The sequence below is a fragment of the Chromobacterium sp. CCUG 76385 genome, assembly GCF_059916625.1.
In genome coordinates this window covers 17924-41163 of record NZ_JAUCGU010000016.1, presented here as the reverse complement: position 1 = coordinate 41163, position 23240 = coordinate 17924, and the positions used below count along the sequence as shown (strand labels likewise).

General features: G+C 63.5%; 24 protein-coding genes. 9 read left to right on the top strand and 15 right to left on the bottom strand.

Translation table 11 applies throughout. The features are described from left to right. Window position 1 precedes the first annotated feature (1 nt). Window positions 2-1369 (bottom strand): D-amino acid dehydrogenase, encoded by a 1368-nt coding sequence (locus QUG01_RS11930; protein WP_500830339.1) that lies wholly within the window; start codon window positions 1367-1369, stop codon window positions 2-4. 79 nt (window positions 1370-1448) lie between these two features. On the opposite strand from QUG01_RS11930, the gene QUG01_RS11925 reads away from it, so the two are divergent. The 3 genes from QUG01_RS11925 (at window position 1449) to QUG01_RS11915 (ending at window position 3884) form a co-directional block, all read left to right on the top strand. Next, complete coding sequence (locus tag QUG01_RS11925; protein ID WP_043622207.1) at window positions 1449-1940, top strand: Lrp/AsnC ligand binding domain-containing protein; 492 nt, start codon at window positions 1449-1451, stop codon at window positions 1938-1940. 286 nt (window positions 1941-2226) lie between these two features. After that, complete coding sequence (locus QUG01_RS11920) at window positions 2227-3354, top strand: methyl-accepting chemotaxis protein (protein WP_500830338.1); 1128 nt, start codon at window positions 2227-2229, stop codon at window positions 3352-3354. Window positions 3355-3416: 62 nt separating this feature from the next. Then, window positions 3417-3884, top strand: a complete 468-nt coding sequence (locus QUG01_RS11915) for a YbaK/EbsC family protein (protein ID WP_500830337.1) — start codon at window positions 3417-3419, stop codon at window positions 3882-3884. A gap of 81 nt (window positions 3885-3965) precedes the next feature. On the opposite strand, the gene QUG01_RS11910 is transcribed toward QUG01_RS11915, so the two are convergent. The 10 genes from QUG01_RS11910 to QUG01_RS11865 form a co-directional block, all read right to left on the bottom strand. After that, window positions 3966-5009, bottom strand: a complete 1044-nt coding sequence (locus tag QUG01_RS11910) for an ABC transporter ATP-binding protein (RefSeq protein WP_500830336.1) — start codon at window positions 5007-5009, stop codon at window positions 3966-3968. A gap of 1 nt (window position 5010) precedes the next feature. Further along, entirely contained in the window at window positions 5011-6612 is a 1602-nt protein-coding gene (locus QUG01_RS11905) for an ABC transporter permease (protein WP_500830335.1), read from the bottom strand. A 71-nt stretch (window positions 6613-6683) separates the two neighbouring features. Then, the gene (locus tag QUG01_RS11900; protein ID WP_500830334.1) at window positions 6684-7676 is read right to left on the bottom strand and encodes an extracellular solute-binding protein; all 993 of its coding nucleotides are present in this window, start codon (window positions 7674-7676) and stop codon (window positions 6684-6686) included. 153 nt (window positions 7677-7829) lie between these two features. Then, on the bottom strand, window positions 7830-9062 hold the full coding sequence (locus QUG01_RS11895) for a flagellar assembly protein T N-terminal domain-containing protein (protein ID WP_500830333.1): 1233 nt from the start codon (window positions 9060-9062) through the stop codon (window positions 7830-7832). Window positions 9063-9112: 50 nt separating this feature from the next. Next, a complete protein-coding gene (locus QUG01_RS11890) occupies window positions 9113-9823 on the bottom strand; it encodes an LPP20 family lipoprotein (protein WP_500830332.1) in 711 nt (236 codons plus the stop codon). Between the two features lie 111 nt (window positions 9824-9934). After that, window positions 9935-10846 (bottom strand): GlxA family transcriptional regulator, encoded by a 912-nt coding sequence (locus QUG01_RS11885; protein WP_500830331.1) that lies wholly within the window; start codon window positions 10844-10846, stop codon window positions 9935-9937. Beyond that, window positions 10839-11738: an EamA family transporter gene (locus QUG01_RS11880; protein ID WP_500830330.1), complete on the bottom strand. Its 900-nt coding sequence runs from the start codon at window positions 11736-11738 to the stop codon at window positions 10839-10841. Before QUG01_RS11880 ends, QUG01_RS11885 begins: the two co-directional genes overlap by 8 nt. Continuing rightward, entirely contained in the window at window positions 11725-11937 is a 213-nt protein-coding gene (locus QUG01_RS11875) for a DUF1737 domain-containing protein (protein WP_043622188.1), read from the bottom strand. Before QUG01_RS11875 ends, QUG01_RS11880 begins: the two co-directional genes overlap by 14 nt. Window positions 11938-11990: 53 nt before the next feature. Next, window positions 11991-12560: an isochorismatase family protein gene (locus QUG01_RS11870; protein ID WP_500830329.1), complete on the bottom strand. Its 570-nt coding sequence runs from the start codon at window positions 12558-12560 to the stop codon at window positions 11991-11993. Between the two features lie 105 nt (window positions 12561-12665). Further along, entirely contained in the window at window positions 12666-13283 is a 618-nt protein-coding gene (locus tag QUG01_RS11865) for a LysE family translocator (RefSeq protein WP_500830328.1), read from the bottom strand. Between the two features lie 180 nt (window positions 13284-13463). Here QUG01_RS11865 and QUG01_RS11860 point away from each other — a divergent pair, with 180 nt between their 5' ends. From QUG01_RS11860 to QUG01_RS11840, 5 genes are all read left to right on the top strand, one after another. Then, window positions 13464-14930 carry an aminotransferase-like domain-containing protein gene (locus QUG01_RS11860; protein ID WP_199153313.1) on the top strand — a complete coding sequence of 489 codons (1467 nt, stop codon included), beginning with the start codon at window positions 13464-13466 and terminating at the stop codon, window positions 14928-14930. Between the two features lie 198 nt (window positions 14931-15128). Beyond that, a complete protein-coding gene (gene infA, locus QUG01_RS11855) occupies window positions 15129-15395 on the top strand; it encodes a translation initiation factor IF-1 (protein WP_043622179.1) in 267 nt (88 codons plus the stop codon). A 43-nt stretch (window positions 15396-15438) separates the two neighbouring features. Continuing rightward, complete coding sequence (locus tag QUG01_RS11850) at window positions 15439-15624, top strand: hypothetical protein (RefSeq protein ID WP_500830327.1); 186 nt, start codon at window positions 15439-15441, stop codon at window positions 15622-15624. 130 nt (window positions 15625-15754) lie between these two features. Then, window positions 15755-16024, top strand: a complete 270-nt coding sequence (locus QUG01_RS11845) for a carbohydrate-binding protein (protein ID WP_500830326.1) — start codon at window positions 15755-15757, stop codon at window positions 16022-16024. Then, the gene (locus QUG01_RS11840) at window positions 15928-17073 is read left to right on the top strand and encodes a chitinase (protein WP_500830325.1); all 1146 of its coding nucleotides are present in this window, start codon (window positions 15928-15930) and stop codon (window positions 17071-17073) included. Before QUG01_RS11845 ends, QUG01_RS11840 begins: the two co-directional genes overlap by 97 nt. A gap of 90 nt (window positions 17074-17163) precedes the next feature. Here the strand turns inward: QUG01_RS11840 and QUG01_RS11835 are convergent, their stop codons facing one another. The 4 genes from QUG01_RS11835 to uvrA form a co-directional block, all read right to left on the bottom strand. Continuing rightward, window positions 17164-17544: a hypothetical protein gene (locus QUG01_RS11835; RefSeq protein ID WP_500830324.1), complete on the bottom strand. Its 381-nt coding sequence runs from the start codon at window positions 17542-17544 to the stop codon at window positions 17164-17166. A gap of 139 nt (window positions 17545-17683) precedes the next feature. After that, window positions 17684-17995, bottom strand: a complete 312-nt coding sequence (locus QUG01_RS11830) for a thioredoxin family protein (RefSeq protein ID WP_500830323.1) — start codon at window positions 17993-17995, stop codon at window positions 17684-17686. Window positions 17996-18046: 51 nt separating this feature from the next. Continuing rightward, on the bottom strand, window positions 18047-18490 hold the full coding sequence (locus tag QUG01_RS11825) for a VOC family protein (RefSeq protein WP_500830322.1): 444 nt from the start codon (window positions 18488-18490) through the stop codon (window positions 18047-18049). 258 nt (window positions 18491-18748) lie between these two features. Beyond that, on the bottom strand, window positions 18749-21583 hold the full coding sequence (gene uvrA / locus QUG01_RS11820) for an excinuclease ABC subunit UvrA (protein WP_500830321.1): 2835 nt from the start codon (window positions 21581-21583) through the stop codon (window positions 18749-18751). Window positions 21584-21740: 157 nt separating this feature from the next. Between uvrA and QUG01_RS11815 the strand changes: the two genes are divergently transcribed. After that, a complete protein-coding gene (locus QUG01_RS11815) occupies window positions 21741-23102 on the top strand; it encodes an MFS transporter (RefSeq protein ID WP_500830320.1) in 1362 nt (453 codons plus the stop codon). Window positions 23103-23240 lie beyond the last annotated feature (138 nt).

The window sequence follows — 23240 nt, the reverse complement described above, 5'->3', positions numbered from 1 at the left end:
CTCACGCCCCTTGCACGGACGGGCGCATCGCCGGCACCACCAGCGTTTCGCCCTGCTTGGCGTAGCGCTGCATGGACAGGCCGTCGATGCTGATTTCCGGCTTGGCGCCGGTGATGATGTCGGCCAGCACCTTGCCGGAGCCGGCGCTCATGGTCCAGCCCAGCGTGCCGTGGCCGGTATTCAAGGACAGGTTGGCGTAGCGAGTGCCGCCGACGATGGGCGTGCCGTCCGGCGTCATCGGCCGCAGGCCGGTCCAGAAGGTGGCGGCCGGGATGTCGCCGCCGTTCGGATACAGATCGCCGACTACCATTTCCAGCGTCTGGCGGCGGCGCGGATTCAATTCCAGATTGTAACCGGACAGCTCGGCCATGCCGCCGACGCGGATGCGGTTGTCGAAGCGAGTGATCGCTACCTTGTAGGTTTCATCCAGGATGGTGGACACCGGCGCGCCGGCCGGATTGGTGATCGGCACGGTCAAGGAATAGCCTTTGACCGGGTATACCGGGATATCGATGCCCAGGGCTTTCACCAGATCGCGCGAGTAGCTGCCCATGGCCACCACATAGTGGTCGGCGGTCAGGGTCTCGTCGCCGACACGCACGCCGGTGATGCGCTTGCCATCGTTCAGGATGGCGTCCACCTTCACGCCGAAGCGGAATGCCACGCCCTTGGCGCGAGCCAGTTCTGCCAGGCGGCTGGTGAACAGATTGCAGTCGCCGGTTTCGTCATTGGGCAGTTGCAGGCCGCCGGTCAGCTTGTGCTTGACCGCCGCCAGCGCCGGCTCGACGCGGGCGCAGCCATCCGGGTCCAGCACATTGAAGTCCACGCCGCATTCGCGCAGCACGGCGATGTCCTTGGCCATGCCGTCGACTTGGGCCTGGCTGCGGAACAGCTGCAGCGTGCCGCCCTGGCGGCCTTCATAATCCAGGCCAGTCTCGGCGCGCAGCTCCTTGATCTTGTCGCGGCTGTACTCGGCCAGGCGCATCATGCGGCTCTTGTTCACCGCATAGGATTTTTCATTGCAATTGGCCAGCATCTTGGCGATCCACTGCAGCTGGTACAGGCTGCCGTCCGGGCTGATGGCCAGCGGCGCATGGCGCTGGAACATCCACTTGATGGCCTTCAGCGGAATGCCGGGCGCCGCCCAAGGCGCGGAGTAGCCGGGCGAGATCTGGCCGGCGTTGCCGAAACTGGTTTCCAAGGCCACGCCATCCTGGCGCTCCAGCACCGTCACCTGGCAGCCGGCCTTGGCCAGATACCACGCAGTCGATACGCCCAGAACGCCGCCACCCAGCACGATTACCTTCATGATTCCCTCTCCGTTTGTAGCCATGTCACTACAGCTAGTGAATTCCGCTAGTATATTCATTGATATCTGGTTTTTTTCACTGAAATTGACGAGAATCAATAGATGACTAATAAGAATTTTTCGCGTAGGCAGTGAAAAAATGAAGACTGTCACTTCCTCCGGCAAAGCGCTGGACAAGATGGACCGCAAAATCCTGCGCATCCTGCAGAAAAACGGCCGCATCGCCATGACCGAGCTGGCCGAGAAAGTCGGGCTCTCCACCACGCCCTGCACCGAGCGGGTGCGCCGCATGGAGCGCGACGGCATCATCGACGGCTATTACGCCCGCCTCAATCCGCACGCGTTGGGCGGCTCGCTGCTGGTCTTTGTCGAGATCAAGCTGGAGGCCAAGTCCGGCAATATCTTCGACGCCTTCCGCCGCGAAATCCTGAGCATTCCGGAAATCCTGGAATGCCACCTGGTATCCGGCGACTTCGACTACCTGATCAAGGCGCGCATCGCCGACATGTCGATGTACCGCAAGCTATTGGGCGACATCCTGCTGCAGCTGCCATCGGCCAAGGAGTCCAAGAGCTATGTAGTGATGGAAGAGGTCAAGGAAACCCTCGCCTTGCCCCTGAACGACGCTTGAGCCGCCAGCTTGCCGTGCCACCTACAATCTGCCTTGGCGCTTGTCAAGACGCCGCGGTTCAGCGCGCATTCCGGGCTGCATCTTCAGCAAAAACACTTATGATTGATTGAGATAGTCCTAGCTGAATGCATCGCATTGACAGGCGTCTGGGCTGGCGCGCATGCCGCAAGCAGCGCCCTGCTTTCAGCGTGTCCGACAAGATCCCGCAAGCCATAGCGCCTACTGGCAATCCTGGCATCGCCATCTCGTCAGCCACGCCCGACATCATCGTTCGCAGGAGGTGGCCATGGCAGGCTGGTTCAAAAAAACCGCGCAATCGGAAGATCTGGAACAAACCATCCATCAATTTCAGTGCGTGCTGGATAACAGCGACAACCTGATCATGTTGTGCGATACCAGCTCGGACAATGTGATTTTCTATATGAACAAGACCGCGCAGGATGTGCTCAACCAGCACCGTGCCTCGCTGAATCAGCGCTTTCGCGCTGGCGTCGACGTCAATCAGGCGATGAATCACACCATTCATCAGTTCCATCGCGATCCCTCGCACAACCGCAGGATTCTGGCGGACCTGGCCGCCCGCAAAATGCCGTTTCACAGCGCGTTGATCCCCGTGGGCGATGTCATTTTCGAAACCAAGGTTTTCCCGATCTGGAGCCGGCAAGATGGCAGCAAGCTGCTCTGTTTCATGGCCAGCTTCAAAGACGTGTCGGCCGAGGAAAGAGCGCGCCAATTGCAGGAAGAAAACGACAAGCGCCGGCAATTCCTGGAAGCGCGCATCAACGAGCTTTCCGAGAACATGCAGGCGATGAGCGCCACCATCCAGAACGTGGCGGTACAAACCTCCTCCGCTTCCGAATCAGCCGATCTGATGCTGGCGGAAAGCCGCAAAGGCTCCGCCATCGTCGGTGAAACCAGCAACGGCATGAAGAGCGTCGGCACCATGGTGCGCCACACCGCGGACAGCCTGGTTTCGCTGGGCACGCGCTCCGAGACCATCGGCCAGATCATCAACGTGATCAAGGACATTGCCGATCAAACCAACCTCTTGGCCTTGAACGCGGCCATCGAGGCGGCGCGCGCCGGCGAAATGGGCCGCGGCTTCGCCGTTGTGGCCGATGAAGTGCGCAAACTGGCGGAACGCACCGCCAAGGCGACGCAGGAAATCGGCGAAATGATCCGCATGATCCAGACCGAAGTGCAGCAAAACGTGAAGGCTATAGAGGAAGGCCGCAACACGGTAGCCGCCACAGAGAGCGACTTCCTGCGCGCGGAGGAAGCCCTGGAAGCCATCGTCCGCGAAATCAACAATATGCGCGACTTCGTGGTACAGATCGCCAATGCGGCGGAGGAGCAGGCGGCCACGTCGCAGGACATCGCCGACAAACTCACGGAAATCACACAGGGACACTGAACGGTATTGGCGCGCGCGGCCGGATAAGATAGCTTGTGGATTTTACTTGCGAAGACAAGACCATGAGCCTGGAGTCCGTCCGTCAGTTTTTCGCCAGCCGCCTGCTGGACATCGAAATCATCGAGCTGCCGGTCAGCACCGCCACGGTGGCGGAAGCGGCCGCCGCCCACGGCGTGGAGGCCGGCCGCATCGCCAAGACGCTGGCTTTCCGCCTCAACGATGGCCGCGAGGTGATCCTGGTGGCGCGCGGCGATGCCCGCATCGACAACCGCAAGTTCAAGGACGCTTTCGGCAAGGGCAAAATGCTGCCGCCGCAGGACGTGGAGGGGATCACCGGCCACCCGGTGGGCGGCGTCTGCCCCTTCGGCCTGGCGCGCGAACTGCCGATTTACCTCGACGTATCCATCCAGGCCTTTGACGAAATCCTGCCCGCCGCCGGCGCCGTGCACAGCGCGGTCCGCATCAGTCCCAGCCAGTTGAGCGACATCACCGCCGGACAGTGGGTGGACGTCTGCCAGGCTTTCGACTAAGCGCCGCCCATCCACCCCGATCTTGCGTTGCGCAGCCTTGCCCCAGGCGCTTCGCTGATCTTTTCAGCTTGCCCAGAGGCGTCAAACCGCAAACGCCAACAGCCGCCGCGGCTGCAGGCGGATGCCCACCGTTTCGCCCACAGCCAGCTGCTGATCATGGCCCAGCTCGGCCACCAGACGCCTGCCGGACAGCAGTTCCAGCGCATAGTGGCACACGCCGCCGCGATGGATGCGCTCCGCAACCTTGGCCCGCAGCGCGCTGCCCGGCTCCAGCCTCACCTCGTCTGGCCGCAACAGCACCTCCACCGCCGCGCCATCGGCAAAGGGCAAGCCGACCTCGCTCCGCAGCTCGCCGGTCTCCAGCACCACGCTGCGGCCGCCGCTTGCCTTACCCGGCAAAAAAGCGCCCTGGCCGATGAAGCCGGCCACATAACGGCTGGCTGGGGCATGATACAAAGCCTCCGGCTGATCCCACTGCTGCAGGCGTCCGCCATGCATCACCCCGACTTTGTCTGCGAAGGCGAAGGCCTCGTGCTGATCATGCGTCACCATCAACGCGGCGATGCCCAGCGACTTCAGCATCGACCTCACCTCGCGCGCCAAGCGTTCGCGCAACTCCGCGTCCAGATTGGAAAATGGCTCGTCCAGCAGCAACAGCCTGGGCAAGGGCGCCAAGGCGCGCGCCAGCGCCACCCGCTGTTGCTGCCCGCCGGACAGCTGGTGCGGGTAACGATCCGCCTCCGCCGCCAGGCCCACCAGTTTCAGCACTTCCGCCACCCGCTCGCGGCGGCCGGCGCGGCTCAAGGCCGACAAGCCAAAGGCGATGTTGCCTGCCACGGTCAAATGTGGAAACAGCGCATGATCCTGGAACACCATGCCGATGCGGCGACGATGGGCCGGCAGCATCACGCCGCTGTCGAACAGCATCGTTCCGGCCAGCCGGATCGCGCCGGCAGCCGGCGTCTCAAAACCGGCGATGCTGCGCAACGCGCTGGTTTTGCCGCAGCCGGAGGCGCCGAGCAAACAGGCGATCTCCCCTGGCTGCAGGGTAAAACTCATGCCATCCAGCACCGTTCGTCCTGCGAAGTCCAGGCTCACATTGTCGAATTCGAGCAGGTTTTCCATATCAGGCTCCGGATTTCTGTCTGGACAGCAGCAGCACCGGCAGCAGGCCGGCCAGCACGATGGCGACCGATGGCAATGCGGCGCGCTGCCATTCGCCCTCGGTGGTCAAATTGAAGATGCGCACCGCCAAGGTGTCCCAGCCGAACGGCCGCGTCATCAGCGTGATGGGCATTTCCTTCATCACGTCGACAAACACCATCAGCATCGCGGTGAACAAACCGCCGCGCAGCAGGGGCAGATGCAAGCGCCAGGCCAGACGCATGCCATGCAGGCCCAGGCTTTGCGCGGCCTCCTCCTGGCTGCGCGCGATGCGCTGCATCGCGGTGTCGAGCGCAGAATGGCCTACCGCCAGAAAGCGCGAGGCATAAGCCAGCAGCATCACCAGCAGCGTGCCCTTGAACACGGCGGAGCTGCCCGCCGGCAGCCAGTGGCCGAAATGATCGAGCAACAGGTTGTCCAACGCCGCCACCGGGGCGAAGATACCCACCGCCAGCACCGTGCCGGGCACCGCGTAACCCAGCGTGGCCAGCCTGGCCCATGACCGGCTGCGGGGGTCGCGGCGGACCGCGAAAACCAGCAGCAAGGCCAGCGCCGGCACCAGCAAGGCCGCCAGTGCGGCCAGCACGAGCGAGCTTTTCAAATAATCCAGCAGGTCGGCCACATCATCCGCCGCATGCCCGGCGGCCCAGAGCAGGATCTGCCCGAACGGCAGGACGAAGGCCAGCAGCAGCACCAGGCTGCAACAGGCGCAAGCCAGCCAGCCGCGCGCGACGGGCAAGCACGTCCGCGGCAAGGGCGCCGCCCTGCCCGCCTCGCCATAGGCGCGTTGGCCGCGCGCCCATTGCTCCAGCCATACCAGCGCCAGCACCAGCAAGACCAGCAACGATGCCAGCTGCTTGGCAGCAGGCAGCGAGAACAGGCTGAACCAGGCTTTGTAGATGGCCGAGGTGAAAGCGTCGAAATTGAACACGGCAACCGTGCCGAAATCGGCCAGCGTTTCCATCAGCGCCAGGCTGAGTCCGGCCACGATCCATGGCCGGGCCATGGGCAGCGCCACGCGGAAAAAACCGGCCAGCGGAGACAAGCCGAGCGACTGGCCGACTTCCAGCGCGCGCCGCCCCATCGTGGCAAACGCATTGCGCGCCAGCAGATAGACATAGGGATAGAAAGCCAGCGTCAGCACCGCCACCACGCCCGGCGTCGAGCGGATATTGGGCATCCAGGACGAGCTGCCGAATATCTCGCGCAGCCAGGTTTGCAGCGGTCCGGTAAAATCGAACAGACCCAATTGCGAAAACGCCATCACATAGGCCGGCATGGCCAGCGGCAGCATCAACGCCCAGGAAAACACCCGGCGGCCCGGAAAATCATGCACCGCGGTCAACCAGGCCAGCGGCACGCCCAGCAGCAACACGCCCGCGCCCACGCCCAGCAGCAGAATGGCGGTGTTGCGCCACAGCTCCGGCAACGCATGCGCCGATAGATGGCGCCAAACCTCGATATCCGGCGTGAGCAGCCCCAGGGCGATCACGCCCAGAGGCACCAGCGTGAGCAGGCTGATGGCTGCGGACAGCGTCCTCCAGCGCAAAACAGAAGCAAACATGAGATTGATCCAGCAACAACGGCCCGCCGTTGAAAAAACGGCGGGCCGAAGAAACCAACAATGGGCGGCGCTTATTTGTAGCCGGCGCGGTCCATCAGCTTCACCGCCTCAGCCTGCCGGGCGCCGGCATTGGAGACATTGATGTAGTTATGCTTGAAATCGCCCCAAGCGGCGACGCGGGCATCCGGCTTCACCTTGGGATTGACCGGAAACTCCATATTGACGTCGGCGAACAGGTTCTGCGCCTTTTCCGAGCTCAGCCACTCCAAGAACTTCAACGCGCCCTTCTCGTTCTTGGCGTAGCGGGCGATGCCGGCGCCGGAAACGTTGACGTGAGTGCCCTTGCCAGCCTGATCCGCCCAGAAGATGCCGATAGGCAGCTTCGGCGATTTCTCCATCAAACGGCCGTAGTAATAGGTATTGGCGATGCCTACATCACACTGGCCTGCGGCGATCGCCTCCAGCATCTTGGTGTCGTCCGGGAAAGGGGCGGTAGCCAGATTGTTCACCCAGCCCTTGACCACCTGCTCGGTCTTGGCCGGCCCCATCTCAGTCAGCATCATCGCCACCAGCGACTGGTTGTACACCTTCTTGGAAGTGCGCAGGCACAGCTTGCCCTTCCACTTAGGATCAGCCAGGTCGGCATAGCTGGACAGCTCGGCCGGTTTGACTTTCTGGGTGTTGTAGAAAATAGTGCGGGCGCGAATCGACAGGCCATACCATTGATGGTTGGGGTCGCGCAGGTGGGCGGGGACATTGGCGTCCAGCACCGGCGATTTCACCGCTTGCAGCAGGCCCATTTTTTCCGCCTGCCACAGATTGCCGGCATCCACCGTCAGCAGCAGGTCGGCCGGACTGTTGCGGCCCTCGGCCCGCATCCGCTCCATCAGCGGGCCTTCCTTGTCCGACACCAGCTTGACGGTCACGCCGGCTTCCTTCTTGTAGGCGTCGATCAAGGGCTTGACCAGTTGTTCCGCGCGCGCGCTGTAAACGACGACATCCTCGGCCAGCGCCTGGCCGGCCAGCGCCGCCAGTACGGCGGCGAAAATCAGTTGCTGCTTCAAGGTGTATCCCCTGTTTTGCTGTTTGAGAGCGAAGTGCGGGATGCACCGTAGCATCAAGTGATAATACGTATCAATACAAAAATATTTTGTAAATTGGGGAACTGCCAGAAAGAAGAGCCTCGGCATGTTCCCGCCCCACGGCTATCGCCGGGATCACCGGGTCGGAACGAAACGGACAAAGTCGCCTTCCGACACCGCCTGGCTGCTGCTCTGCACCACACCGATGGAGAAATTCGGCTGCACCTGGGTCAGCGTGACATCGCCGTTCAGGCTTTCCGGCATGCCCAGATCCGTCCCGGAAATCAGGTCGCGCACCGGCTGGCCGGAAGAGCGCTTGTACAACAGCATCTTGTCGCCCACCGCCATCCCGTCCAACAGGCCGGCGTTGATATAAACGCGCTTACCCTCCTGCCGCACGATGCGGGCAGAGAATGGTATGCAGGAAATGACGTCATCGACGCGCTGCGCCGCCTTGTCCATCAATTTATCCACCAACTTGCCGTAGTCCGTGGCCCAAAACGCGGCGGAGGCGAAAGGCTTGGGCAGCTTGGGCACCACATCGCCGCGCATCAGGCCGCCTACGCGTTCATTGGCCAGCAATGATCCAGTCAGACCATCGTAAATCCACACTTCCATATCGAACTGGCGCTCGGTGGCCTTGTATTTGGCGCCGCCGCCCAGCAGGCCGGAAAACGGCCCGTTATAGATGGCGCTCTGCTCGCTGGTATTGTTGGATTCGAAAAACGACGGCTTCAGGCCTTTGTCGGTCACCGAGGTGGACAGCACGCGGCCGGCCACCACGAACTGCACGCCTTCGCGCAGGCCCAACTGGCTGGCGACGTCGCGGCCGGCGGCGGGTTCGGCGATGCGGCTGTCCGACAGCACCGACACGGTATTGGCGTCGCGCACCAGCAGCAAGGGATTGCGCGACAAACGGCGCGACAGCTCGGTCGGCAACGCCGTGGCCAGATTCGCCAGGTCGGACGCATCGGCGGGACGCGTCACATCGAAATAAGTCGTCACCAGTTTGCGCCGCAGCGAACGCCCCGGCGGCATCGCGCAGGACGGATCGCGGCTGCGCGTTGAAGCCTGGGCCTCAGCAGCCCCCTCCGTATCGACCTCGATCTTGACGTGGTACAGCTTGCCCTGCTGGTACTCATTGATCACCCGCACCGTGCCCTGCAGCTGGCCGCTCGCGGTCAGCGTGGCGGACTCGGCCGGCTTGCCGTTCTCCAGCACCTGCACCGACTCCACCCGCGCGCCCTGGTTGATGGTGATCAGCCGCATCGCGTCGCGGATGGCCATCTCGCGCGCCGCCACCGTGCCGTTATCCAAGGGCGCCACGCCCTCCGCGCTCAGGATTTGCGCCTGCGCCGATGCGGACAAAACAAATGCCGCCACAAGGGCGGCAGCCGTCTGACGAATTCGCGTCTTCATCATTGGTTCACATAGAAATTGCTGCTATAGCGCGCCGGAGCCACCATCATGGTTTGCGCCGGGCTGGCGGCCGGCATGGTCTTGATGGCGCCGCAGTTAGGCTCGGCGCACTGCGCGCCGACGGCGCCGGTTTCCTGCGCCGCGCGCATCACGCTGCCGCTCTTGTCGAAGGAGTTCTTGAACTGCTTGTAGAAGTCCTGATCCAGCGTGATTTCCGCCACCGCCTCGCTGGTGCCGTCCGGCTTCATCGTGGTGGAAACGATAGTGACGCCGCGCAGATAGGCATCCACATAGGTGCGGAAGCTGTCGCTGTTGGCGATCATATTGGACACCGTGCTGTTGCCCACCAGCTTCATGCCCTGCACTTGTTCCGCAATGGCGCGGAACGCATCCAGCCGCGCGGCGCGCATCGCCAGCAGCTTGCGCTGCGACGGGGTCAGGCTATTGGTATACGGCGCGGCTCCGCTGCCGGTGACGCGCACCACGATGGGCTGGAACGGATTGACTTCCCGCACCACCACCTTCACATCCTCGCCGCTATTGCCTCCCTCGCCGGGACCGACATAGCCGACGCCGGACGGCACCATGCCGCCTTCCTTGGCCGGCCCAGGCGCAGCCATTTTCTGCGGCGGCGTGCCAGTGGAGCAGGCGGACAGGGAGGCCAACAGAACCAGAGGCAGGAGACAAGACAGGCTGCGGACAGTTTTCATGGCAATTACCGGTAGATATTGATGGAATGGTATGAACCATTCCCGGAGCGCGTCAACCCGGAATATCGTCCAGAATCGTTAAAACTTAAGAAATATGCTGTCCAGCAAGGTTTAGCGGCGGGATGCCGCCCGCCCCAACTGCCTTGCGGACGAGAAACCCGCCGCCAGCGCCGCCTTTTCCTTGCCCAGCCCGGCCGCGCGCCATTGCATGGCCAGCGCCAGCCGCAAAGCCTGGTGATAATCGTGCGCGCTGATGCCGGCATGCTCGCGAAACAACCGCGACAGGTGCCGCGCGCTGACATGCGCCCGCCCCGCCAGCTCGTTCAGCGGCCAATCACGCACCGGGTCGGCGCAGATCAGATCTTGCGCGCGGTGCAGCGCAGGATGCAGATGATTGCGCCAGGCCAGCCACGGCGACAGCTCCGGGTCTTGCGGCGAGCGGCGGAAGTAGACCACCATCTCCCGCGCCACGGCGCGCGCGATGGCCGGATCGATACGCTCTCCGATCAAATGCAAGGCCAGATCGATGCCGGCGGTGATGCCGGCGCTGCTGCAGCACGGCCCGTCCTGCACGAATACCCGGTTCTCCTGCACCCTGGCCGCCGGCGCCGATGCGCGCAAACGGTCCAGCAAGGTATGGTGGGTGGTGCAGGCGCGATCATCGAACAAGCCGGCCTCGGCCAACAGCAGGCTGCCGGAGCAGATGCCCACCCAAGACACGCCGGCTTGACGCTTGCGCGCGGCCAGCCAGGCAACGATGCGCCGCGCTTCGGGCTTGGCGTAAGCCACGGCGGACGGCGTAGAACCCGGCACCACCACCAGCGCGCCCTCCGGCAGCCTCTCCGGCAAGGGCTGCAGGCTGGCTAGCGGCAAGCCCAGCGACGTCGCGGTTTCCTGCACCGGGCTGACAAAATGCAAACGCAGGTCCGCGCCGAACTCGCCAGCCAGGCGAAACGCCTCGGCCGGCCCCGCCAAATCCAGCAGCAGCAGGTCCGGCGGCAAAACGAAGTACACCTCAAGCACGGCCAACCCTCGCCGCCATCGACAGCGCGCGGCCGCCGAATACCGATACCGCCAACCCAGCCAGCAGCAGGCCGCTGCCCGCCAATTGCGCTGGCGTCAGGCTCTCTCCCAACAGCAGATGCGAGGCCAGCAGCCCCACCACCGGCACCAGCAGCGAAAACGGCGCCACCTTGGCGGCGGCGTGCCGGGTCAGCAGCCGGCTCCACAGGCCATAGCCGAACATCGAAGCCACCACCGCCAGATAGGCGACGGCGAACAGCGACTGCAGATTGAAATCGCGCAGAGCCGGCAAGATGCGCTCGCCGCCCTCCAGCCACCACGACAGCAGCAGAAACGGAATCGGCGGGATCAGGCTGGACCAGATCACCAGCCCCAGCGGCGCCACCTTGTAGCCGTCGCGGCCGATGGCGCGCACCACTACATTGGACGCGGCCCAGCTGGTAGCGGCGGCGATGGTCAGCCCAAAGCCCAGCGCCGTCATATTGCCGCCCTTGCCGCTCCCGATCAGCGCCAAGCCGCCCAAGGCCAGCGCCAAACCCGCCAGCTGGCTGCGCTGCCAACGCTCGTTCAGGAAGAAGCGCGCCAACAGCAAGGTGAAGAATGCTTGCGACTGCAGCACGACCGAGGCCAGCCCGGCAGGCATGCCCAGCTTGATCGCCGAAAACAGGCAGCCGAACTGCCCCACGCCCACCGTCAAGCCATACAGCGCCAGATAGCGCCACGGCAGCGGCGGCCGCTTGACGATGAATACCGCCGGCAGCGCCACCAGCGCAAAGCGCAAGGCGCCCAGCAGCAGCGGCGGCACGCCGGCCACGCCCCATTTGATCACAACGAAGTTGACGCCCCAAGCCACCACGATGGCCAGCGCCTGCGCCACGTCAATCGGCGGCATGGTCCGCTCCCGGCCACAACACGGCCTGCGCCACGATGACACGCTCGCCATTGAAGGTGGCGGCCGGCGAGCCATACAGCCGGTAGCCCAAAGCCAGCGCCTCGCTGACCCGCTTGCAGAAGGCCGAATCGTCAGGCCCGGTCAACAGCCGATAAGCCGGCAGCCCGTCCGGCGGCAACCTCGATGCGTCTTGCGCCATGCTTACTCCTGATCTGAACAAAACCGATCCCGACACCTTATGCCATGCCGATGTCAATCGACAAGCTCGGCCGCGCGCGCCATCCGCCGCAGCGCCTCATCGACCGTGACAATGGCGGCGAAGCGTCCCGCCAGCACCAGCTCGGTACGCTCGCGGATTTCAGCCGGACTGTAGACGCGGCCGCTAAGGGGATGCGTCATGGCGAAAGTCAGCGTGGCCTCGCTGACGAAGTCCACCTCATAACCGAGGTCCGATGCCACGCGGGCGGTGGTTTCGCAGCATTGCTCGGTGCGGATGCCGGAAATCGCCAAGCGGCGAATGCCGCGCGCGTCCAACCAGGCCTGCAGGCCAGAGTCGGTCAGCGCGTTGTGCACATGCTTGATGAAAGTCGCCGCAGGCTGATGCGTCAGCCAGGCTTGCGGACGCACCAGGCCGGACTCGACGCGGAACGACGCGTCGTCATCCACATGCAGGATATTGACCACCGGCACGCCGCGCGCCTCGGCGCCGGCGATCAGCGCGCGCTGCGCCTCGCGATAGGCCGGCAGCTCACGCTCATCCCAATAAGGGCGGGAAAGAAAAGAGTCCTGAACATCTATCACCAGCAAAGCAGTCTGTTTCATGCGGCCTATCCTCGGCTCAGGTGGAATATGGACGCCATGCTAATCCTGCCATCGCCTTGGCTGAAGGTCTGACGAGGACAATCATCTGCCAAAAAAGGACATCATTCAGATCCAGCCCAGCACCGGCTGCAGCTCGTCATACATCAGCCACAACGCCGTAGCGGCCATCATGCCGCCCATGGACAGGTTGTATACCAGCAGCGCCTCGGGCCTTTGCAGCCAACGGCGCAGTTTTTCCCCGCCCCACGCCCACACGCTGATGCACGGCAGGTTGACCACGGCGAACACCAGCGCCAGCAGCAAAGCCGCCGCCATCCTGCCATCCGCCTTGGCCGGCATGAACAGGATGGACGCGTTCAGCACCATGACCCAGGCCTTGGGATTGAGCCACTGGAACATCGCCGCGCCGACAAAGCCCAGCGGCCGCGCCTGCGCCCTGCCCTCCGGCAAACCGGACATCGCCAGCGTCCAGGACAGCCACAATAAATAGACGCACCCAGCCACAGCCAACGGCAAACGCCAGGTTTCCAGCCAGCCCAGCATCTGCGCCAACAGCATGGCCACGATGAACACCTGCAGCGCGCAACCCAGGCTGATGCCCAGCATGTGCGGCACGGTGCGGCGGAAGCCGAAATTGACGCCTGAGCTGGCCAGCATCAGGTTATTGGGCCCCGGCGTGATCGACATCAGGGCGACATAGGACAGCAAAGCGAATTCGGGCATGGCGCGTCTCCTGCAAAGCGGCAAACGGCGACAGACTGTCGCCTACCCGAACATGCTATGCGCAGCCGCTGAATGGATACAGATTCAAAAATCCATTATTGATCTGGTTACAGATTGTTCTTTTCAGCAACTGTCACCTGACTCTATGATAGGCGCTGTGCCCCATCAACCAGACCAACGATGCAGAACAGCGCCCCCACCCTCTATCAGCAGCTGGCAGACGACCTATCGCTGGCAATCCGCCGCGGCACGCTGCCGCCTGGATCGCGCCTGCCATCGGTGCGGCGCACCGCGCACAGCCGCCAGCTCAGCCTCAACACCGTGGTCAGCGCCTACCGCGTGCTGGAAGACCGCGGCCTGATAGAAGCCCGGCCTCAATCCGGCTACTACGTGCGCGCCCGGCTGCCTTCGCCGGCTCGGCCCGCGGTCACCGAAAGCGGCCCGGCCTCCCCCACCCAGAACGCCGTGCTGGACCTGATCGGCACCGTGTTGCAGGCGCAGCAGACCGAGGGCTTCATCGATCTGGCGCTGGCCTGCCCGCGCGGCGGGGACTTCTATCCCGGCAACAAGCTGGCGCGGCTGATGGGCCAGATCCTGCGCCGCCATCCCGGCATGGTCAGCACTTACGCCTTGCCGCCGGGGTCGGAGCGGCTGCGCACCCAGATAGCCCGCCGCGGCATGGATCTGGGCATGACGCTGCAGCCGGACAACATCATCCTGACCCACGGCTGCATGGAGGCGCTGCAACTGGCGTTGCGCGCCGTCACCCGCCACGGCGACGCCGTCGGGCTGGAATCGCCCACCTATTTCAACCTGCTGCCGCTCTTGGCCAGCCTGGGCCTGAAGGCCGTGGAAATCCCCACCGACCCGCAAACCGGCCTGTCGATAGACGCGGTGGAGGTGTTGCTGGCCGAGCAGCGCATCCAGGCGCTGGTGGCCATGCCCAATGTCCACAATCCGCTGGGCTGCTGCATGCCGCTCGACAACAAGAAGCGGCTGGCCAAGCTGGTCAACCAGTACCAGGTGCCGCTGATCGAAGACGCTTTGTACGCCGAGCTGCAATTCGCCGACACGCTGGCGCCGGCAGTCAAGGCCTTCGACGCCGACGGCTGGGTCATCGTCTGCGCCAGCTATACCAAGACGCTGGCGCCGGATTTCCGCATCGGCTGGATGGAGGGCGGCCGCTTCGATGCCGCGCTGCGCAAGCTGAAGTTTGCCTCATCGGTGGCGCAGCCGGCGGTGCTGGCGGAAACCTTGGGCGCGTTTCTGGAGTCCGGCGGCTACGATCACCACCTGCGCACGCTGAAGCGCCGCTACGCCGCCCATGTGGAGAAGGTGCGCGGCCTGATCGCCCGCCATTTCCCCGCCGGCACGCGCGCCACGCAGCCGCAAGGCGGCTTCCTGATCTGGCTGGAGCTGCCGGAGGGCTGCGACAGCGTGGCGCTGTTCCACGCGGCGATGGCGGAGAAGATCAGCCTGATTCCCGGCCCGCTCAGCTCGCCCGGCGGCCGCTACCGCAATGCGATGCGCTTGTCCTGCTGTTATCCGCTGGATGAACGCTATTTGACGGCCTTGGTGCGCGTCGGCCAGCTGGCCTGCGAGCAGCAGGAACAGGCGCGGCGCCATGGCCATGAAATAAACGGCTGACGCGGCGGCCCTTTGGCGTTAAAATAGGCATTGCCTCTACTTCTCGTCGCGCCAACACTGTTTGACGCGACGCCTTGCCTCCCGGGCCGCGCCCGGCCCGCTGGGTTACCGAATCGAAGCTCCATCGCCCGTCTGCGGTAGTCGGTATCGACAGCCGACGCGGCCAATGCATTACCCGTATTTACTGAAAGGAATCCCATGTCCAAAGAAGACATGATCGAACTGGAAGGCGTCGTTATCGAAATGCTGCCGGAGTCGCGCTTTCGCGTGCGCCTGGACAACAATATGGAAATCCTCGCCTACGGCTCCGGCAAAATGAAGATGCACCGCATCCGCGTGCTGCTGGGCGACCGCGTCACCGTGGAAATGTCCCCGTACGACCTGACCAAGGGCCGCATCAATTTCCGTCACCCCACCGCCAACATCGGCGCCGGTTCCCGTCCGCCGCAACATCGCCGCCGTTAATATTTACGGCATGGCCGCCTTGCGGTCACGCCTTGGTAACCCAATGAAGATTCATGAATTACAGCCAGGCGATCTGGTCACCGAACAACACGGTGCCGACACCATCGCCTTTGAAGTGGTCGCCATCAAGCAGATGGGGCGGCGCTTCGCAGTCACCTTCCATTCCGCGCTGGGTCTTGCCAGCGCGAATTACGCCGGCGACGCCTGGATCCGCGCGATCCGCGCCTGAGCCGGTGCCGGGCCCGCTGCTCAGTCTCCGCGGCTAGAAAATCCGGCATTAAAATCATTTGACATATTTCATATTGGTTCCATAGTGGTATTACGTGCCAGCCGGCATGCTCCACTATAGGAAGACCAATATGAAACTCATCGCCACTCTTGCCCTGTCACTGCTGGCTGGCTCCGCGCTGGCCGCCCCCTGGAATGCCGGCATGGCCTACACCAAAGGCCAGGTTGTGCAATGGCAGGGCCGCAGCTGGCAGGCCAAATGGCCCAGCCGCGGCGAAACGCCTGGCGCCAATCCCAAAGGTTCATGGATCGCCCACGTCGGCGGCGCGTTGCGCAAGCTGGACGATGCCGCTCCCGTCATTCCCCCCTGCAGCAGGCGCTGCAGCATGAAGCCGATCTGACCAACAACGATTTCTTCCGCAAGGTGAAGGCGTCCATCCGCACCTTGTCCAACGATCAGGTGGCGCGGGTCGCGCCCGGCAATGCCGCCAACCCCGTCAACGTGCGCCGCGTCGAGCGGCTGCTGCCGGCCGCCAAATGGGATTACTATTTCAGCCGCCGCGATCCCAGCTACACCTATGCCCGCTTCCTGCAAGCCGTAGCCAAGTTCCCGGCGGTGTGCGACGACTACAGCGATGGCCGCGACGCCGACGCCATCTGCCGCCACAGCCTGGCCACCATGTTCGCCCACTTCGCCCAGGAAACCGGCAACCACGACGCCAGCGACACCATCCCGCAATGGCGCCAGGGCCTGGCCTATCTGCGCGAAATGGGCTGTTCCGATACCGGCCCCGGCTGCGGCTACAACACCGAATGCGACGACCCGGTATTCAACAAGGTATGGGCCTGCGGCAAAAACCCGGACGGCGGCTGGAAAAAATACTTCGGCCGCGGCGCCAAGCAGCTGTCCTACAACTACAACTACGGCCCGTTCTCCCAGGCCATGAACAACGGAGACCAGTCCGTGCTGCTGCAGAACCCGGACCTGGTGGCCAGCACTTGGCTGAACCTGGCCTCCGCCACCTTCTTCTTCGTCTATCCGCAACCGCCCAAGCCTTCGATGCTGCAGGTCATCGACGGCACCTGGGCGCCCAACGCGGCCGACATCGCCGCCGGCGCCGGCAACAACTTCGCCACCACCATCATGATCATCAATGCCGAATGCGGCGGCGGCACGGAGCGCCAGGCCGCGCAGAACCGCATCGACTACTACAAGCAGTTCGCCCACGACCTGGGCTGGGACTACGGCGCCGAGCAACTATCCTGCGCCAATATGCAGCGCTTCACCTCGGCCAGCTCCGCCGCCTACAACATCTACTGGGAAAAGGATTGGCAATGGGGGCATGACTACCAGTGTCAGCTGGTGAGCTACCAGACGCCATACAGCGCGCTGCAGCCGGGCAACTACCAGCATTGCGTCGAGGACAACTGGGGCATCAAGCTGCAGTAAGCGCCGTCAAAACGAAGACCGGCGCACCGTCTCGCCACGGTACGCCGGTCTGCCAACATGTCCATGCATCCCTAAGCCGGACGCTGCGAGTCAGAATTGAACCTGCTGCTCCAGCTTCAACACCTGCTTGATTTGCCCCTTGGTCCAGGCGCTGCGCGCGGCATAAGGCGCGCAAGCCTCGGGATGGGTCTCGCTCTCCACCACGCGGAACAGGCCCTGGAACTTCCAGCTGCTGGCATTTTCCTTCAGGAACACCGGAATCACCCCGCCTTGGCGCGCCAGTTGCTCGCCCGCGGCGCGCTCCGGCGGGCAGGAATTGCACAGGATGACATGGGGCGCGTCCGGATTCAGATCCGGACGCAGGCAGGCGGCCACCACCTTGCCTTTTTTGCGCGGCAGATAGGAATGCTTGTTGCCGCCGACCACGGCGTGGATTTCCTCGCGGGTATAACTCTTGCCCTTTTCAAACATGGATATCTCCAAACCCTTACCCGTCCGGCCGCCACCCCTTGCGGCAGCCTTTGATGGGACGGGCATGCAAGATATCCAAATTCGCTTAAAAGCCAGATAAAACCGGAGGCTCCGCGCGCAAAATCGGCATCAAAGCCCTTTACGCGCCTCGCATTAGCGACTCCAGCTCAGCCAGGCTCTGCGGCCTCACCGCGCGGCCGATCTCCACGCCATCCCGCAGCAGAATGAAGCTAGGCCATAGTTTGACGCCATGCGCGCGCCCCAAGCGCCGTCCCTTGCCGTCCTCCACCGCCAGATGGCGCAACTGCGGGCGGCTCGCCAGAAACTGCGCCAGCAGCGCTTGCGCGCCCTGGCAATGCGGGCACCAGTCCACGCCGAACTCCAGCAAGGTCAGGCCCGGCAAGGCCGCCACAGCCTCCGGCGCGGGATTGTCGGCCAAGTAATGGCTCATGATTGCCTCCAAAGAAAAACACCCGCTGGCGCGGGTGCGAGATAAACGGCGTCAAACGGAGAGATGGCCGCCCAGCTTCAGCTTGCCGACCAGCCAGGTGTGGTCGTAGCTGACGATCTCGAACGGATTGCCGAACGGATCGACAAAGGACAGCGCGCAGAAGAAGCGATGATCGTGCACCGAGTCGCGGGCGATGGTCTGGCCTTCGCGATTGGTGACGCGCTCGCCGGCCAGCCGGTCTATCCACTCCAGAAAATCCTGGCCGCTGACCACAAACGCCACCGCGCCCTGGGCGCCGGAAACCGCATCCGAGTCCTCGCTGATGGCCAGGCGCACGCTGCCGCTTGCGTTGACCAGCATGGCGGCGTTGTGCTCGCCATCCGTCTTGTAGCGCGCATCCGGGGCCAATCCCAATACCCGCTGGTACCATTTCAACGCCACAGCGACGTCTTTGACGCGGATATGGATATGATCGATCTTGCCTAAGCTCAGCATGCCTACCTCTGATGTATACGGTGGGTGGGCGCCGGACAAGCCGGCGTCGGTTTTATCTAACAAATCTTGATGGGCCACGAAACCCGCGAAACGACACGAAAAGCCAAAGGCATGAACACCTGGCGAGCAAAACCCACGAGAGCGACCACCTTAAGCGCTCGCCTTTCAAAGGCCTTGCTAATTTCGCGTTCTTTCGTGTATTTCGTGGCCAATACGTTTTTGGATTTATCGATTTTCCGTGCCAATCCGTAGCCAAGGCTATTGCTTCTTGTCCCGCTCCAGCAACGGCGCCAGATAGCGTCCGGTATGGCTGGCCGGATTGGCGGCCACTTGCTCCGGCGTGCCGCTGGCGATGATCTGGCCGCCGCCGGCCCCGCCTTCCGGCCCCAGGTCGATCAGCCAATCCGCAGTCTTGATCACGTCCAGATTGTGCTCGATCACCACCACCGTGTTGCCGCTTTCGCGCAGGCGGTGCAGCACCTGCAGCAACAGGTCGATGTCGTGGAAATGCAGGCCGGTGGTCGGCTCGTCCAGGATATACAGCGTTCGGCCGGTGTCGCGCTTGGAGAGTTCCAGGCCCAGCTTGACGCGCTGCGCCTCGCCGCCCGATAGCGTGGTGGCGCTCTGGCCCAGGCGGATGTAGCCCAGGCCCACGTCCATCAGCGTTTTGAGTTTGCGCGCCACCGGCGGCACCACGGCGAAGAATTCCAGCGCCTGCTCCACTGTCATCTCCAGCACTTCCTGGATGCTCTTGCCCTTGTACTGCACTTCCAGCGTCTCGCGGTTGTAGCGCTTGCCGTGGCAAACGTCGCAAGGCACATAGATATCGGGCAGGAAATGCATTTCCACCTTGATCACGCCATCGCCCTGACAGGCCTCGCAGCGGCCGCCCTTGACGTTGAAGGAGAAACGGCCCGGTCCATAGCCGCGCTCGCGCGCCAGCGGCACGCCGGAGAACAGCTCGCGGATGGGCGTGAACAGACCGGTGTAGGTGGCCGGATTGGAACGCGGCGTGCGGCCGATCGGGCTTTGATCGACGTTGATCACCTTGTCCAGCTGATCCAGCCCCTTGATCTCACGGTACGGCGACGGCTCCTCGCTGGCGCCGTTCAGGTCGCGCGCGGCGATCTTGTACAGGGTGTCATTGATCAAGGTGGACTTGCCGGAGCCGGACACCCCGGTGATGCACACTAGGCCGCCCAGCGGCAGATTCAACGTCACGTCCTTCAGGTTGTTGCCGGTGGCACCGATCAGCTGCAGCATCCGCTCCTCGGACAGCTCGCGGCGGCCGCCCGGCAGCGCGATCTTGCGGCGGCCGGACAGGAAGGCGCCGGTGACCGAGTGCTCGCAAGCCGCCACTTCGTCCGGGGTGCCGGACACCAGCACTTCGCCGCCGTGCTCGCCGGCGCCGGGGCCCATGTCCACCAGGTAATCGGCCTCGCGGATGGCGTCCTCATCGTGCTCTACCACGATCACGCTGTTGCCCAGATCGCGCAGCCGTTTCAGCGTGCCCAGCAGGCGGTCGTTGTCGCGCTGGTGCAGGCCGATGGACGGCTCGTCCAGCACATACATCACGCCGGTCAGGCCGGAACCGATCTGGCTGGCCAGCCGGATGCGCTGCGCCTCGCCGCCGGACAGGGTGTCGGCGGAGCGGGACAGGTTCAGATAATCCAGGCCCACATTGTTCAGAAAGGACACCCGCTCGCGGATCTCCTTGACGATCTTCTCCGCCACCGCCTGCTTCTGGCCGGAAAATTCAAGCTGATCGAAGAATTGGGCAGTCTCTTTCAGCGGCAGCTGGTTGATCTCGTGCAGCGTGCGCGTGCCAATGAACACATGACGCGCCTCCAGCCGCAGGCGCGAGCCGCTGCAATGCGGGCAGGCCTGATTGTTCTGGTACTTGGCCAGCTCCTCGCGCACCGCCATGGAGTCGGTCTCGCGGTAGCGCCGCTCCAGGTTGGGGATGATGCCCTCGAACGGATGCTCGCGGGTGAACTTGCTGCCCTTCTCCGACATATAGCTGAACTCGATGCTGTCGCGGCCCGAGCCATGCAGCACCACATTGCGGATCTTTTCCGGCAAGTCCTCAAACGCGAGATCGTTGACGGAGAAACCGTAGTGCTCGCCCAGCGCAAGCAGCATCTGGTAATAGAACTGGTTGCGCTTGTCCCAGCCCTTGATCGCGCCGGAAGCGAGGCTCAACTCCGGATGCGCCACCACGCGCTTGGGATCGAAGAAGGTGATTTCGCCCAGACCATCGCACTTGGGGCAGGCGCCCATCGGGTTGTTGAACGAAAACAGCCGCGGCTCCAGCTCCGGCAGGCTGTAGCTGCACACCGGGCAGGCGAATTTGGCGGAGAACCAGTGCTCCTTGCCGCTATCCATTTCCACTGCGATGGCGCGGCCTTCGGCATGGCGCAGCGCGGTTTCGAAGCTCTCGGCCAGGCGCTGCTGCATGTCAGCGCGCACCTTGAGGCGGTCTATCACCACCTCGACGGTGTGCTTCTTGTTCTTGTCGAGCTTGGGCACCGCATCCAGTTCGTACACCTCGCTGTCCACCCGCACCCGGACGAAACCCTGAGCGCGCAGGTCGTCGAACAGGTCCAGGTTTTCGCCCTTGCGGCCGACGATGACCGGCGCCAGGATCATCACCCGCGTTTCTTCCGGCAGCGCCAGCACATGGTCCACCATCTGGCTGACAGTCTGGCTGGACAGCGGCTCGCCATGCTCCGGGCAATGCGGATCGCCGACGCGGGCGAACAGCAAGCGCAGATAGTCGTGGATTTCGGTGACGGTGCCGACGGTGGAGCGCGGATTGTGGCTGGTGGCCTTCTGCTCGATGGAGATCGCCGGCGACAAGCCTTCGATCAAGTCCACGTCGGGTTTCTCCATCAGCTGCAGAAACTGGCGGGCATACGCCGACAGGCTTTCCACGTAGCGACGCTGGCCCTCGGCGTACAGTGTGTCGAAAGCCAGCGAAGATTTGCCGGAGCCGGACAGGCCGGTAATCACGATCAACTGGTTGCGCGGCAGGTCCAGATTGACGTTTTTCAGATTGTGGGTGCGGGCGCCACGGATACGGATGCTGTCCATAAGAAGCTGTTACTCACCGTCGGTCAGGGAACCTGTTAATATACCCGACTTGGCCGGGACGGCTCCACTTGTCCGTGCATTGCGCGTGTAAACGCGTCATCCTTTGCCTGCCGCGGTCGTTAAAACCAGATTCAGCCAAACTAACCTCGAATACCGCATGAACGCCACTGAATTGCGGGCCAGCCTGGGGCTGGCCGGTATCTACGCCCTGCGCATGCTGGGCATGTTCCTGATCCTGCCCGTGTTCGCGATCTATGCCGAAAAACTGCAAGGCGCCGACAACCATACGCTGATCGGCATCGCGCTGGGCAGCTATGGCCTGACCCAGGCCCTGCTGCAGCTGCCGCTGGGCATGCTGTCAGACCGCATCGGCCGCAAAAAAGTGATTTACGGCGGCCTGCTGCTGTTCGCCATCGGCAGCTTCGTCGCCGCCGGCGCGCACGACATCGCCACTCTGACGCTGGGCCGGGTGATCCAGGGCGCCGGCGCCATCTCCGCCGCCATCACCGCGCTGCTGGCCGACCTGACGCGCGAGGAAAACCGCACCAAGGCGATGGCCATGATAGGCATGTCGATCGGCACCACCTTCGCCGCCAGCCTGGTGCTGGGGCCGCTGCTGGCCAAGTATATCGGCGTCAACGGCATCTTCGCCCTGACCGGCTTCTTGTCGCTGGCGGCGCTGATCGGCGTATGGCTGATCATCCCGGATCCAGTGCAATCGCGCTTCCACTCCGACACCGAGGCCAACACCAAGCGCCTGCCGGCGGTGCTGAGAAACAGCCAGCTGCTGCGCCTGAACTACGGCATCTTCGCGCTGCACGCGGCGCAGATGGCCATGTTCGTCACCATTCCGTTCGCGCTGATCAAGACCGGCCACCTGGACAAGTCGCAACACTGGGAGGTGTATCTGCCGGTGACGGTGATCGGTTTCATCCTGATGGTGCCGGCCATCATTTACGGCGAGAAAAAAGCGCGGTTGAAGCCGGTATTCGTCGGCGCCATCGCGCTGATGACAATGGCGCAGCTCGGCATGGCGCTGGCTCTGGACAGCTTCTGGCAGATCGTAGCCTGGCTGTCGCTATACTTCATCGCCTTCAATATCCTGGAAGCCACCCTACCCTCGCTGATCTCCAAGATCGCCCCGGCCGACGCCAAGGGCACGGCGATAGGCGTGTACAACACTTCTCAGTCATTCGGTCTGTTCCTCGGCGCCGCCGCCGGCGGCTGGCTGTATACCCATTACGGCCCGGCTGGGGTATTCGGCTTCACCACCTTGCTGATGCTGTCGTGGCTGATCTGGTCGCTGGGCATGCAGCCGCCCAAGGCCGTGCGCTCGGTAATGTTCCACATCGGCGAGTCCTGGCGCGGCGACGCAGAAGCGCTGTCGCGCGAGCTGGCCGGCGTGGCGGGAGTGCATGAGGCTTCCGTGCTGTTGGCGGATCGCGTGGCCTACCTGAAGGTATCGCAGCAACAATGGGACGAGACCGAAGTACGGAGATTGATAGACGCCACCTTCTAAACCCAAACGGTGTCGATGCAAAAGAAAAGGGCGGATTCCCGACACGACGGGAGCCGCCCTTGTTACATCCTGGCTGCGCCGCATTGAAAAATCGCCTGCAGCTTGCAGGTGATCAGTCTGAGGCGGCTAGAAAATCTG